We start from the raw sequence: 12,636 nt of genomic DNA on the forward strand, positions 1-12,636 counted from the left end.
GGGTATAGTCGCGATCATGAGTGTGCCCCTCGCATTGCTCGGCCTGCTGGAACGGGAGCCGAGCCACGGATACGACTTGAAACGCGACTACGACACCTTCTTGGGCGGGGGCAAGTCCTTACCCTTCGGGCAGGTCTATTCCACGCTCGGCCGGCTGGCCAGAGACGGCAAGGTCACCGCCGGGCAGAGCGAACCGGGAGACGGTCCCGACCGCAAGCGCTATGCCATCACCCCCCTGGGCAGCGACGAGGTCGAGGCGTGGCTGGCCGAGCCGGTCGCGGCCGAGCCGTACCTGCACACGGTGCTGTTCACCAAGGTCGTGCTGTCACTGATGCTGGGGCGCGACGCGGCGGGCTACCTCGATGCCCAGCGCGCGACCCATCTACGACGCATGCGAGAGCTGACCGAGATCAAGCGCACCGGCAACCTGGTCGACGCGCTCCTCGCCGATCACGGCATGTTCCGCCTTGAGGCCGACCTGCGGTGGATCGACATCACCCAGGCCCGGCTCGGCGCGCTGGCGGAGGCGGTGCGCGACCAGTGATCGTCAACGCTCTGCTACGGGCCGAGGAGATCAGCCGCTCCTACGGCAACACGCCCGCGCTGCGGGAGGCCAGCCTGTCGGTGACCGCGGGCGAGGTCCTGGCCGTCATGGGACCCAGCGGTTCCGGCAAGTCGACGCTGCTGCACTGCCTGGCCGGGATCTTCACCCCGGACAGCGGCGAGGTGTGGTTCGACGGGCGGCGGCTGGACACGCTGGACGACGGACGCCGCAGTGAACTGCGACGCACCGCCTTCGGCTTCGTCTTCCAGTTCGGCCAGCTCGTGCCGGAGCTGACCGTCGCCGACAACGTGGCGCTGCCGCTGCTGCTCGGCCGCACCCGGCGCAAGGACGCCTACGCGCGGGCCGCCTCCTGGCTGGAGCGCCTGGAGGTGGCCGACCTGGGCGACCGGAGCACCGGGGAGCTGTCCGGCGGGCAGGCGCAGCGGGTGGCCATCGCCAGGGCACTGGTGACGGGGCCGCGGGTCGTCTTCGCCGACGAGCCGACCGGCGCGCTCGACTCGCTCACCGGCGAGCTCGTGATGGAGCTGCTGGTGGCCCTGGCCCGCGAGGAGGGCGCCACCGTGATCGTGGTGACCCACGACGCCCGGGTGGCCGCGTCCGCCGACCGGGAGGTCGTCGTGCGCGACGGCCGGTTGACCGACCCGTACGCGAGCGGGGTCGTCCGATGATCCTGCTGGGGCTGCGGTTATCGCTGCGCAGCGGCAGGGAGACGGCGGCCAGGCTGGCGCTGATCGTGGCGGGGGTGGCGGTCGGCGTCGCGGTGCTGTTGGCCACGCTGTCGCTCTTCAACGCCTTCCAGGCCACCAACGGCCGCCCCTGCTGGGAGTGCACGCGAGGTACGGCGCCCAGCGGCTGGGCCCTGGACAGCACCGCCGACGGCGCGCTGTGGAACTTCCGCGAGGACTACTACGCGGGCCAGACGATCAAACGGCTGGACGCCGCCGCGCTCGGTGCCCGGGCGCCGGTGATCCCCGGCCTCTCCCGCATGCCCGGCCCCGGCCAGTACTACGCCTCGCCCGCGTTGACCAGGCTGCTGGACTCGGCGCCCCGCGAGCAACTCGCCGACCGCTTCCCCGGGACGCGGGCGGGCCTGATCGGCCAGGCCGCGCTGTCCGGGCCAGACGAGTTGGCCATCGTGGTCGGGCGGACGCCGCAGCAGGTCGCCGCCATGATCGGCACCCGCCAGGTCGACACAGTCGCCACCGAGCCCGCGGTCGACGAGAGCGCGGACGTCTACCAGTTCGGGTTCGGCATCGCGGCCATCGGGCTGATCGTCCCGCTGCTGGTGCTGGTGGGCGCCGCCACCCGGCTGGCCGCCACCCGCCGCGAGACGCGCTTCGCGGCGATCAGGCTGGTCGGCGGCACCTCCCGCCAGGTCAACATCCTCGCCGCGGTGGATGCCGCGTTGGGCGCGCTGCTCGGCGCGCTGGCCGGCGTCGTGCTCTTCCAGCTGGTGCGACCTGCCGTGGCCGGGGTGCGGATCACCGGTTCGTCCTTCTTTCCGGAGATGGCCGTCCCGAGCCCCTGGCAGTACGCGGTGGTGCTCGCCTGCGTGCCGCTCGGTGCGGCCTGCGCTGCCCTGTGGTCACTGCGCCGGGTGCGGATCTCACCCCTCGGCGTGGCCAGGAAGACCACCCCGCCACCGCCGAGGGCATGGCGGGTGATCCCGCTCCTGGCCGGGCTGGGCCTGTTCGCGGGCCCGGCGTTCCAGGACGGCAAACCCGACGCCCTGCTGGCCGACGCCGGGATCGCGCTCATCATGGTCGGTCTGGTGCTGGCCGGTCCGTGGCTGACGATGCTGGCCGCGCGCCTGACCGCTCGGCTGACCCGCGGCGCGGCGACCTTGCTGGCCGCGCAGCGCCTGGCCGCCGACCCGAAGGCCGCCTTCCGGTCGGTGAGCGGGCTGGTGCTGGCGGTGTTCATCGGGACGACGATCGCGGCCCTCGTGCCGACGGTGGTCGCGGGCCAGCAGGCCGTGGCCGGCGGCGCGCTCACCGATGTGCTGGGCGCCTCGTTCTCCCGGCCGGGCGCCCCTGGCCTGTCATCGCGGGAGGGGGCGGATCTGCTCACCCGGCTGCGCGCCTATCCGGGCGTGGACGTGCTGCCGATCTACGCACGGGCCGACCAGGAGAATGCCCGCCCGCCGCTCGACGGCCCGCCGCCGGCGAGATCCGTCGTCGAGTGTTCGAGCCTGGCCCGCTTCCCCGTGCTCGGCCGGTGCCCCGTGGGGGCACAGGCGGTGACGGGCAACTTCGCCCGCATCGTCGGTGCCGACAACCCCCTCACCATCGACAAGCTCCTTCCGCTGGCGGGCCCGGCCAGCCAGTCCGTCACCGCCACGGGACTCGACCTGGAGGCCGTCCTGATCAGCACGGGCGATGCGGCGGCGCTGGAACGGCTGCGCACGCTGCTGGCGGAGCACACCGCCGACGCCCCGATGACCTTCGCCGAGGTCGCCCAGACCAGAGCCGACCTGTACTCCCGGGCGGAAAGCGTCGCACTGGCCATGGTGGCGCTCACCCTCGTCGTCGGCGGCTGCAGCCTCGTGGTGGCGGTCGGCGGCGGCCTGGTGGAGCGCAGGCAGCCGTTCACCCTGCTGCGGCTGGCCGGCACGCCCACACGCACACTTGCCACGGTGGTGCTGCTGGAGTCGGCGCTGCCCCTCGTCCTGGCCGCCGTGCTCGCCGCCGGCGCCGGCTTCGGCGTGGCCGAGCCGGTCATCGAGCAGCTCGCGATGAAGGGCGCCTCCTTGGCGATGCCCGGGCCCGCCTACTTCGCGGCCGTCGGCGGCGGCCTGGCCGCCTCCCTCCTCGTGATCCTCACGGGCCTGCCGCTGCTCAAGCGTATGACCGCGCCCGACAACGCCCGTTTCGAATAGGAGCCCGATGAAGCTCAGACCGCGACCGGCCGCGCTGATCGCGCTGGTCCTGCTCGCCTTCACCGTGACGCTGACAGGCACGAACGCGCCCGCCGCGGCCGATGACGCGCGCTACTCCGCCACGATCCGGCGCACCGAGTACGGCATCCCGCACATCTCCGCCAAGGACTACGGCGGACTCGGATTCGGGTACGGCTACGCCTTCGCGCAGGACAACCTGTGCGTGCTGGCCTCGTGGGCGGTGACGCTGCGGGGCGAGCGATCCCGGTACTTCGGCGCCACCGCCAAGTCCGACGACCCGGTCAGCCCGGTCACCAACCTCGCCAGCGACGTCTACTACAAGAGCGTCGCGGACTCGGGCGTCGTGCGGCGGCTGCTGGCCCGGCCCGCGCCGGTGGGGCCGAGCGACGAACTGCGCCGCCTGGTCGACGGCTACGCCGCCGGGTACAACCGGTACCTGGCGGACACCGGCGTGGCGAACCTGCCCGATCCCACCTGCCGCGGCAAGGCCTGGGTCGGACCCATCACCGCCATGGACATCTGGAACAACCTGCTCGACCTCAACCGCATGGTCGGAAGCTCCCAGCTCAAGGAGGCCATCACCGGGGTCGGCGAGCCCGAGACCGAAGGCCCGGTCAAGAGACCGGCCGCGGGCAGCAACGGCTGGGCGCTGGGCCGCGAGGCGACGCGCGACGGCCACGGCATGCTGCTCGCCGACCCGCACTTCCCATGGAACGGGATCCGCCGCTTCTACCAGGTGCAGCTCACCATCCCCGGCGTGCTCGACGTCTCCGGCGGCAGCCTGTACGGCACGCCGGTCGTCCAGATCGGCCACAACGCGAGCGTGGCCTGGACCCACACGGTCTCCCACGCCCAGCGCTTCACCGTCTACCGGCTGAAGCTCGCGGGCGACCGTACCAGCTACCTGGTGGACGGCCGGGCGGAGCCGCTGGGTCGCCAGGAGGTGGAGGTCACCCTGCAGGACGGCACCGTCGCCGGCCACACGCTCTACACCTCGCGGTACGGCCCGGTGCTCGCCGTCGGGCACACCGACGCGGTCGCGTACGCGCTGGGCGACGCCAACGCCGCCAACCTGCGCGCGGCCGACGAGTGGCTGGCGATGGCCAAAGCGAAAGACGTCACCCAGCTACGCGCGGCCCAGGACGCCCATCAGGGCATGTCGTTCGTCCACACGCTCGCCACCGACGCCGGTGGGACCGCCTACTTCGCCGACAGCTCGGTCGTCCCCAACGTCACCGACGCCCAGGCGCGCCGCTGCGCCAAGCCCTCGCCCATTCCGGGGCTGGACGCATACGTCCTGGACGGCTCGACCTCCACGTGCCTGTGGGGCAAGGATCGCGACGCCGTCGTGCCCGGCATCTTCGGGCCGGCCAACCAGCCCAGGCTGACCCGCGCCGACTACGTGGCCAACTCCAACAACACCTTCTGGATGACGAACCCGTCGGAGCCGCTCACCGGCTTCCAGCGCGCGTGGGGCATGGCGGGCACCGAGCTGGAGCCGCGCCCCCGGGTCAGCCTGGACATGATCGACCGGCGGCTGTCCGGGACCGACGGGCTCGGCACGCCCGGCTTCACCCTGGACACGCTGCAGGCCACCGCGTACGCCAAGCGCAACTACAGCTTCGAGCTCATGCGCTCGGACCTGCTGAAGCTGTGCCGCAGCCACCCCGAGCCGACCGCGTCAGACGGCACGCGGGTGAACGTGCGCGAGGCATGCGGGACGCTGCGGGATTGGGACGGGCGCGCCACCCTGGACGGTCAGGGGGCCATCCTGTGGCGCGAGTTCTTCACCCGGCTGGGGCGTCCCACCGGGCCGGAAGAGCCCGGGTTCAGCCCGTGGCGGGTGCCGTTCGACTCCGCACATCCGCTGACCACCCCTCGGGGGCTCAAGCATGACCATCCGGCGGTGCGGCAGGCCCTGGCCGACGCGGTGCTCTTCTTCCAGGCCAACCACATCCCCCTGATGCTCACCCCGGGTCAGGCGCAGCGCTACTCCTCGATCCCGCTTCCCGGCTGCACCGAGGGCGAGGGCTGTTTCGACAGGGTGCGCATGCGCGGCCAGCTCGGCGCGGACGGGCGCTATCCGGAGGTGGACACCGGGTCCAGCTTCATGATGGCCGTCGAGCTCACCCCCGACGGCCCCCATGCCCGCACCGTCCTCACCTACTCCCAATCCGCGAACCCCGCCTCGCCCCACCACACCGACCAGACGGTGGTGTTCTCGCGCGGCCAGTGGGTCACCGGGCGCTTCACCGAAGCCGAGATCGCCGCCGACCCGCATCTGCGGACCACCACCGTGCACGAGTGAGCGTGGAAACCGCTCCGGTCCGCTGACGGCGACTCGGTCAGGGAGCGGGTTCGAGGGCCCGCTCCTCCTTCGGCTCCGCGGGCCGCGGCGTGTTCACGTAGCGGATCAGGCGGCGGGCGGGCTCCTCGACGTACTGGTAGGTCAGGTGCGCGACCAGGACGGTGATCGCGGCCACCGGGACGAAGTTGAGCAGCAGGTCGCCGGTCCAGGTCTGCTGGCCGGTGAACTCGTACCACAGGTAGAGGACGATGAACTGCCAGAGGAACACGCCGTAGGAGATCCGGCCGAGGTAGCTCATCACCCGGTTGCCGAGCAGGGAGCGCACGACGTTCGGCCGGTCGGGCTGCAGCGCGGCCGGCGCGACCAGGCAGAACGCCACCGTGGTGTAGAGGACCTGCTCGAACAGGCCGGTCCACATCCCGTCGATGCCGACGAACCGCGCCCCGGTGACGGGCGTCGAGGCGATGACGTACGCCAGGGCCGCGACCAGCCAGAGGGTTCCGGTGGACGAGGCGATGGCGTGGCAGAAGCGGCGCGGCAGGCCGTCCTCCAGCCGCGCCCAGGCGGCGATCACCGCGAGCATCATGCCGGGGACGAAGAACGTCCACGAGCGCGGCAGCCACAGGTTCATCCAGGGCCGGTACTCGGGGTGGAACTCGAAGATCGTGTAGACGTACGAGAGCGCCCCGACGGCGGCGAGGCCGACCAGCAGCCGCCTGGCCCGGCGGCCGACGTCCGTGACGCCTCCCCTGGTCGCGTACGCGCGGAGCAGCGCGGCCATGATCGGCAGGGTGAGGTAGAACGCGACCTCGACCGAGAGGCTCCACATCTGGCCGAGCCCGCGGGGGCCGAGGCCGAACCACCAGTGGTCGATGTCGTAGTTGTGCAGGAGCAGCAGCATCTCGGTCCACGTCCACGCGTCCGTGCGGTGCTCCTCGGCCCACAGCAGCAGGGCGACCACGACGACCAGCCAGTACGCCGGCATGATGCGGAAGAGCCGCTTCCACAGGTAGGTCTGCGTGTCCGGCTCGCGGCCGCCGGAGAGCGCGGACTGGGCCCACGGCCGGTACAGCAGCAGCCCGGACAGCGTGAAGAAGATCGGCACGCCCACCTCGCCCCGGGCCAGCAGCCCGCCGGTGAAGCCGTTGCGCAGCGCGGCGCCGGTCTCGATCGCGACGTGGAACAGCAGGACGCCGAGGGCGGCGAGCGCGCGGATGCCGTCGAGTGACGTCTGGTGCCCGGTGACGGAGGGCAGCCCGACCGGCTCGGCCTCCGCTGGGGCGGGCTCGGGAGATCCGGACGACGGACTGTCCGGAAGGGCGGTCGGAGGGAAGGAGAGCGGGCCGTTACTAGAACCTGTTTCGGTCACTTTTCCGCATCCCTCGTGACGTGGATCACTCTCCGCACTAACATATCGCGAAATAGAACCGGTTTTCAGAACGAAAACGGCAGACGATGCCCCCACCCCCCAGGAGGAGCGATGCGCCGCTTAGTTGGTTTGGTTCTGTTGGCAGCCGGCGCGTTCTTCATCGTTCTCGCACCACTGGTCAAATTCGTGGACGCGGGCCAGCTGATCCAGGCCCCGGCCGACCAGTACTCGATCACCTATCTCAGGGCGGAGAACGCCCAGTACTTCAGCAAGCCGGACCTGAAGGTGCTCACCGGAACGGTCGACATCACGGTGACCACCCGGGGCGACGTCAAGGAGGCGAAGGACGACCACGTCGTCTGGGACCAGTTCACCTCGGCCAGCGACGTCACCAACGGGCGGCCGGGCATCTCCTGGACCGAGTTCCGCAGCGCCTTCAACAAGTACGACGGCGCCGGCGTGAACTGCTGCGGCGCGAACGTGGACAGCGAGCCGGTGCAGCTCGAAGGCCAGATCTACCTGTTCCCCTTCGGCGTCGAGAAGAAGACGTACAAGGTTTTCAACTCGTCCACGCGCAAGGCGTACGACGCGGTGTTCGCGGGCGAGGACACGATCGAGGGCCTCTCGGTCTACAAGTTCGTGCAGCAGGTGCCGCCGACGGTCGTCGACAGCCTCAACCTCCCGGCCTCGCTGCTCGGCATGACGGAGCCCGGTGACGTCGCGGCCGACCGCGTGTACGACGGCGTGAACACGTTCTGGGTGGAGCCGAGGACCGGCGCGCCGGTGAAGCAGGAACAGCAGCGCCACGAGGTGCTCAAGACCAGGGACGGCGTCGAGCGGCGGCCGGCCTTCGTCGCGACCGCCGTCATGACGCCGAAGTCCGTCTCCGACCTGGCCAAGACGGTTCGCGGCAACCTGAGCCAGATCACCCTCATCACGATCACACTCCCGCTGGTCTCGCTGATCCTGGGCGTGGCCCTGATCCTCGGCGGGATCGTGCTGCTCCGCGTCCCGTCGTCCCGCAGCGCCTGATGGGGCGCGGAGGCGCCCCCGTCCGCCCGCCGGTGGCATCGCCGCCGGCGGGCTTTCGCGCGCGCAGGTCCCTCGCCGTCGGGCTGGTGCGGGCCTGCCGTCCCCGGCAGTGGCTGAAGAACGTGCTGACGTTCGCGGCCCCGGCCGCCGCCGGGGTGCTGACGACCGGGCCCGGGGCGCGCGGCTCGCTCATCGCGTTCGCCGCGTTCTGCCTGGCGGCCAGCGCGACGTACCTCTTCAACGACGCCGCCGATGTGGAGGCGGACCGCAATCATCCGCGCAAGCGGTTCCGGCCGATCGCCGCGGGGATCGTGCCGGTCCCGGTGGCGCGGGCGGCCGGCGCGGTGCTGCTGGTCGCGGGCCTGGCCGTCGGCCTGGCCGGGGGATGGCGGCTTGGCGCGGTCGTCGCGGGCTATCTCGTGCTGACCTTCTGCTACACGATCTGGCTCAAGCACCAGCCGGTGGTCGATCTCGTCGCGGTCGCCGGCTGCCACGTGATCCGGGCGTACGCGGGCGCGGTGGCGGTGGCGGTGCCGGTCACGAGCTGGTTCCTGGTCGTGATCACGCTGGGGTCGCTCCTGCTGGTCGCGGGCAAGCGGGAGGCCGAGCTGCGCGCACAGGAGCGGAAGGGGGTGAAAGTTACCCACCCCGCGAAGAGCCGGAACGCCGGCAAGGCGCGGGAAACCCGCTCGACGCTCAGCGTGTACACCACGTCCTATCTATCCGGAGTCCGGTCGATGACCTCGGGCGCGATGATCGTGACGTACTGCCTGTGGGCGCTCCAGGAGCACCAGGGGGCGGCCCTCGGCCTGCACGCGCTGAGCATCGTCCCGTTCGTCCTCGTCGTCCTGAGACACGCGCTACTTGTGGATCGCGGCATAGGGGAGGAACCTGAGGAACTGGCCCTCAAGGACCGGCCCCTCCAGGTCTTCCTCGGCCTGCTGCTCCTCCTGCTCGCCATCGGGATCTACCTGACATGACGCTTCTGACCGGCTGGGGACGCACCGCCCCCACCCCCGCCACGCTCGCCCGCCCCCGCTCCGCCGACGAGGTCGCGGCGCTGGTGAAGGAGAACACGGCCGGGCGCGGGTTCCTCGCCCGGGGCCTCGGCCGCGCGTACGGCGACGCGGCGCAGAACGCCGGCGGCACGGTCCTGGACTGCACCGCCCTGCGGCCGTCCTGGACGCTCGACCCGGAGGCGGGCGAGGTGACCGCGTCGGCGGGGACCAGCCTGCACGACCTGATGACCGCCCTGGTGCCGCGCGGCTGGTTCGTGCCCGTCACACCCGGCACGCGGTACGTCACGGTGGGCGGGGCGATCGCGGCCGACGTCCACGGCAAGAACCACCACGTCGACTCCTCGTTCGCCGCGCACGTGCGCGCGCTGACCCTGGTCACGGCCGACGGGAGCGTCCGCGTCCTCGGCCCGGCCGACGACCTGTTCTGGGCGACCGTGGGCGGCATGGGGCTGACCGGCGTGATCGTCGAGGCGACCTTCGCGTGCGTCCCCATCGAGACGTCCCGGATGCGGGTGGACGTCGAGCGGACCCGCGACCTGGACCAGACGCTCGACGTGATGACCGCGACCGACGACCGCTACCGCTACACCGTGGCCTGGATCGACCTGATGGCCCGCGGCGGGCGCACCGGCCGGAGCGTGCTCACCCGCGGCGACCACGCGACGCGCGCGGACGTCCGCGGCGTGGTGCGCGGCGACCCGCTCGCGTTCGGCCCCCGGCAGCGCCTGGTCGCGCCGCCCCGGGTGCCGGACGGCCTGCTCAACCGGGCCACCGTCGGCGCGTTCAACGCCGTCTGGTACGGCAAGGCCCCCACGGCCAAGCGCGGACTGATCCAGGGCGTCACCCCCTTCTTCCACCCGCTGGACGCCGTCGCCGGCTGGAACCGGATGTACGGCTCGGGCGGCCTGGTGCAGTACCAGTTCGTGGTGCCGTTCGGGGCGGAGGACACCCTGCGGCGGGTGGTCGGGACGCTGTCGACCCGCCGGGTGGTGTCGTTCCTCACGGTGCTGAAGCGGTTCGGCGCGGGCACTCCTGGCATGCTGTCCTTCCCGATGCCGGGCTGGACGCTGGCGCTGGACATCCCGGCGGGCGTGCCGGGGCTGGCCGGGCTGCTGCGGGTCTTCGACGACTGGGTCGTGGAGGCGGGCGGGCGGCTCTACCTGGCCAAGGACTCCCGGACGTCGGCCGCGTCGGTCGCCGCGAGCTATCCCCGGCTGGAGGAGTGGCGGGCGATCAGGGACGCCGCCGACCCGGACGGCGTGTTCCGGTCGGATCTGGCCAGGAGGCTGCGGCTGTGAACCGGCCGTCGGGTGAGGAGGGGTGGGCGTGAGGAACGCGCTCGGTTCGGTGGACACGGTGCTGCTGCTGGGCGGCAGGAGCGAGATCGGCCTGGCGATCGTGGCCCGGCTGGTCCGGGACGGCGCGCGCCGGGTCATGCTGGCGGCGCGCGGCGGCGCGGTCCCGGACGAGGAGCTGGAGCGGCTGCGGCGGCTCGGTGCCGAGGTGCACGTGGTCGACTTCGACGCGTCCCGGCCCGAGACGCACCAGGACGTGATCGACACGGCCGCGGCCAAGCTGGGCGATCTCGACGTGGTGATCCCGGCCTTCGGCGTGCTCGGCGGCCAGGCGGTCTACGACCGGGATCCGGAGGCGGCCGCCCGCGACGTCGCGGTCAACTTCGGCGGCCACGTCTCGGCCGGGCTCGCCGCGGCGCGGCGGTTGCGCGAGCAGGGCCACGGCACGCTGGTCGTGCTCTCCTCGGTCGCCGGGGTACGGGTCCGCCGGGCCAACTTCGTGTACGGCTCGGCCAAGGCCGGCCTGGACGGCTTCGCGCAGGGGCTGGGGGACGCCCTGCACGGCTCGGGGGCGCGGGTGCTGATCGTCCGCCCGGGGTTCGTGATCGGGCGGATGACCGAGGGGATGACGCCCGCGCCGATGGCGGTGGGTGTGGACGAGGTCGCCGACGCGGTGATCGAGGCGCTCAGGTCGCGGGCGCGGGTGGTGTGGGTCCCGGCGCGGCTGCGGCCCGCCTTCGCGGTGATGCGGCTGCTGCCGCAGGCGATCTGGCGGCGGATGCCCCGCTGACGGCGCGCGAAAGGGGCGTCCCGCGGGAGGCTCCGAGGCGGCTCGGTGGAGCCGCCGGGCGACATATCGGAAATGATCTGTATAACGCGTTCTATTTGACTGTCCGGCTCTGGTTACTGATCAGTAGGTCGGCGTTCAGAAAAGCCGCAGAAAGGTTCTCACTAGAACACGTTGCAGTGCGCTGGGGCCCGGCATACAGTCGGGCCATGCGGACACGTGTCACCGACATGTTCGGGATCGAGTTCCCGATCTTCGCGTTCAGTCACTGCCGTGATGTCGTCGCCGCGGTCAGCCGCGCCGGCGGCATGGGAGTGCTCGGCGCCCTCTACTACACCCCGGAAGAGCTCGAACTGGAGCTCAAGTGGATCGACGAGCACGTCGGCGGCCGGCCGTACGGCGTGGACGTGGTCATGCCGGCCTCCTACGAGGGGGCGGACCTCGGCGTCGACTCTCCCGCCGACCTGCTCGCCCGGCTCCAGGGCATGATCCCGGCCGGGCACCGCCAGTTCGTCGAGGACCTGCTGGCCCGGCACAACGTGCCGCCGCTCACCGGGGACGACCCGGGCAAGGTGCTGCTCGGCTGGACCGACGCGACCGCGCGGCCGCAGGTCGAGGTGGCGCTGCGGCACCCGATCGCGCTGCTCGCCAACGCCCTCGGCCCGCCGCCCGCCGACGTGGTGGAGCAGGCACACGCCCACGGCGTCAAGGTGGCCGCGCTCGCCTCCACGCCGCGCCACGCGGTCAAGCAGGTCGAGGTGGGCGTGGACGTCGTCGTCGCCCAGGGCACCGAGGCCGGCGGCCACACCGGCGAGATCTCCACGATGGTGCTCATCCCCCAGGTGGTGGACGCGGTGGACGTGCCGGTCCTGGCCGCGGGCGGCATCGGCGACGGGCGCCAGATGGCGGCGGGCATGGCGCTCGGCGCCGAGGGCGTGTGGACCGGCTCGATCTGGCTCACCGTCGAGGAGGCCGACACGCCCGAGCTGGCCCGGCAGCGGATCCTCGCCGCCACCTCACGCGACACGGTGCGCTCCCGGAGCTGGACCGGCAAGCCCGCCCGGCTGCTCAAGAACGAGTGGACCGACGCCTGGGAGTCGGCGGAGTCGCCCGGCACGCTGCCGATGCCGCTCCAGTTCATGCTGATCTCCGACGCGCTGCGCCGGATCGGCCGGTCGGACGCGGGCGAGCTGGCCACGTTCCCGGCGGGTCAGATCATCGGCACGATGAACCAGGTCAAGTCGGCCAAGCAGGTCGTCTTCGACCTGGTCGAGGGCTACGTGGAGACCATGGAGCGCCTCGGCCGCGTCTCCGGCGACTGAGCGGCCACACCCCGCGCCGACGTCGAGAGCGTCCCGGAAA

10 protein-coding genes are annotated in these 12,636 nt (G+C 72.0%); 9 read left to right on the top strand and 1 reads right to left on the bottom strand.

Annotated elements, in window-relative coordinates:
- The first annotated feature begins 16 nt into the window (after window positions 1–16).
- From ACQP1V_RS08455 to ACQP1V_RS08470, 4 genes are read left to right on the top strand one after another with little or no spacing between them, the layout of a single operon-like run.
- Window positions 17–544 (top strand): PadR family transcriptional regulator, encoded by a 528-nt coding sequence (locus ACQP1V_RS08455; protein ID WP_387408537.1) that lies wholly within the window; start codon window positions 17–19, stop codon window positions 542–544.
- The gene (locus ACQP1V_RS08460; protein WP_433420567.1) at window positions 541–1,233 is read left to right on the top strand and encodes an ABC transporter ATP-binding protein; all 693 of its coding nucleotides are present in this window, start codon (window positions 541–543) and stop codon (window positions 1,231–1,233) included. The genes ACQP1V_RS08455 and ACQP1V_RS08460 overlap by 4 nt, the downstream gene beginning before the upstream one ends.
- Window positions 1,230–3,443: an FtsX-like permease family protein gene (locus ACQP1V_RS08465; RefSeq protein ID WP_433420569.1), complete on the top strand. Its 2,214-nt coding sequence runs from the start codon at window positions 1,230–1,232 to the stop codon at window positions 3,441–3,443. The genes ACQP1V_RS08460 and ACQP1V_RS08465 overlap by 4 nt, the downstream gene beginning before the upstream one ends.
- Before the next feature lie 7 nt (window positions 3,444–3,450).
- Window positions 3,451–5,772: a penicillin acylase family protein gene (locus ACQP1V_RS08470; protein WP_433420572.1), complete on the top strand. Its 2,322-nt coding sequence runs from the start codon at window positions 3,451–3,453 to the stop codon at window positions 5,770–5,772.
- A gap of 37 nt (window positions 5,773–5,809) precedes the next feature.
- Here ACQP1V_RS08470 and ACQP1V_RS08475 read toward each other — a convergent pair whose 3' ends face one another.
- Window positions 5,810–7,141 (bottom strand): acyltransferase family protein, encoded by a 1,332-nt coding sequence (locus tag ACQP1V_RS08475; protein ID WP_433420575.1) that lies wholly within the window; start codon window positions 7,139–7,141, stop codon window positions 5,810–5,812.
- A gap of 111 nt (window positions 7,142–7,252) precedes the next feature.
- On the opposite strand from ACQP1V_RS08475, the gene ACQP1V_RS08480 reads away from it, so the two are divergent.
- From ACQP1V_RS08480 to ACQP1V_RS08500, 5 genes are all read left to right on the top strand, one after another.
- Window positions 7,253–8,173: a DUF3068 domain-containing protein gene (locus tag ACQP1V_RS08480; protein ID WP_433420578.1), complete on the top strand. Its 921-nt coding sequence runs from the start codon at window positions 7,253–7,255 to the stop codon at window positions 8,171–8,173.
- Window positions 8,173–9,153, top strand: a complete 981-nt coding sequence (locus ACQP1V_RS08485; protein ID WP_433420581.1) for a decaprenyl-phosphate phosphoribosyltransferase — start codon at window positions 8,173–8,175, stop codon at window positions 9,151–9,153. Before ACQP1V_RS08480 ends, ACQP1V_RS08485 begins: the two co-directional genes overlap by 1 nt.
- Window positions 9,150–10,490, top strand: coding sequence for an FAD-binding protein (locus ACQP1V_RS08490; RefSeq protein ID WP_433420583.1), 1,341 nt, complete (start codon window positions 9,150–9,152; stop codon window positions 10,488–10,490). The genes ACQP1V_RS08485 and ACQP1V_RS08490 overlap by 4 nt, the downstream gene beginning before the upstream one ends.
- A gap of 28 nt (window positions 10,491–10,518) precedes the next feature.
- Window positions 10,519–11,277, top strand: a complete 759-nt coding sequence (locus ACQP1V_RS08495; protein ID WP_433420586.1) for a decaprenylphospho-beta-D-erythro-pentofuranosid-2-ulose 2-reductase — start codon at window positions 10,519–10,521, stop codon at window positions 11,275–11,277.
- A 206-nt stretch (window positions 11,278–11,483) separates the two neighbouring features.
- Entirely contained in the window at window positions 11,484–12,596 is a 1,113-nt protein-coding gene (locus ACQP1V_RS08500; RefSeq protein ID WP_067129191.1) for an NAD(P)H-dependent flavin oxidoreductase, read from the top strand.
- Window positions 12,597–12,636: the final 40 nt, after the last annotated feature.

Source organism: Microtetraspora malaysiensis (assembly GCF_050947145.1).
Classification (GTDB): domain Bacteria; phylum Actinomycetota; class Actinomycetes; order Streptosporangiales; family Streptosporangiaceae; genus Microtetraspora_A; species Microtetraspora_A malaysiensis.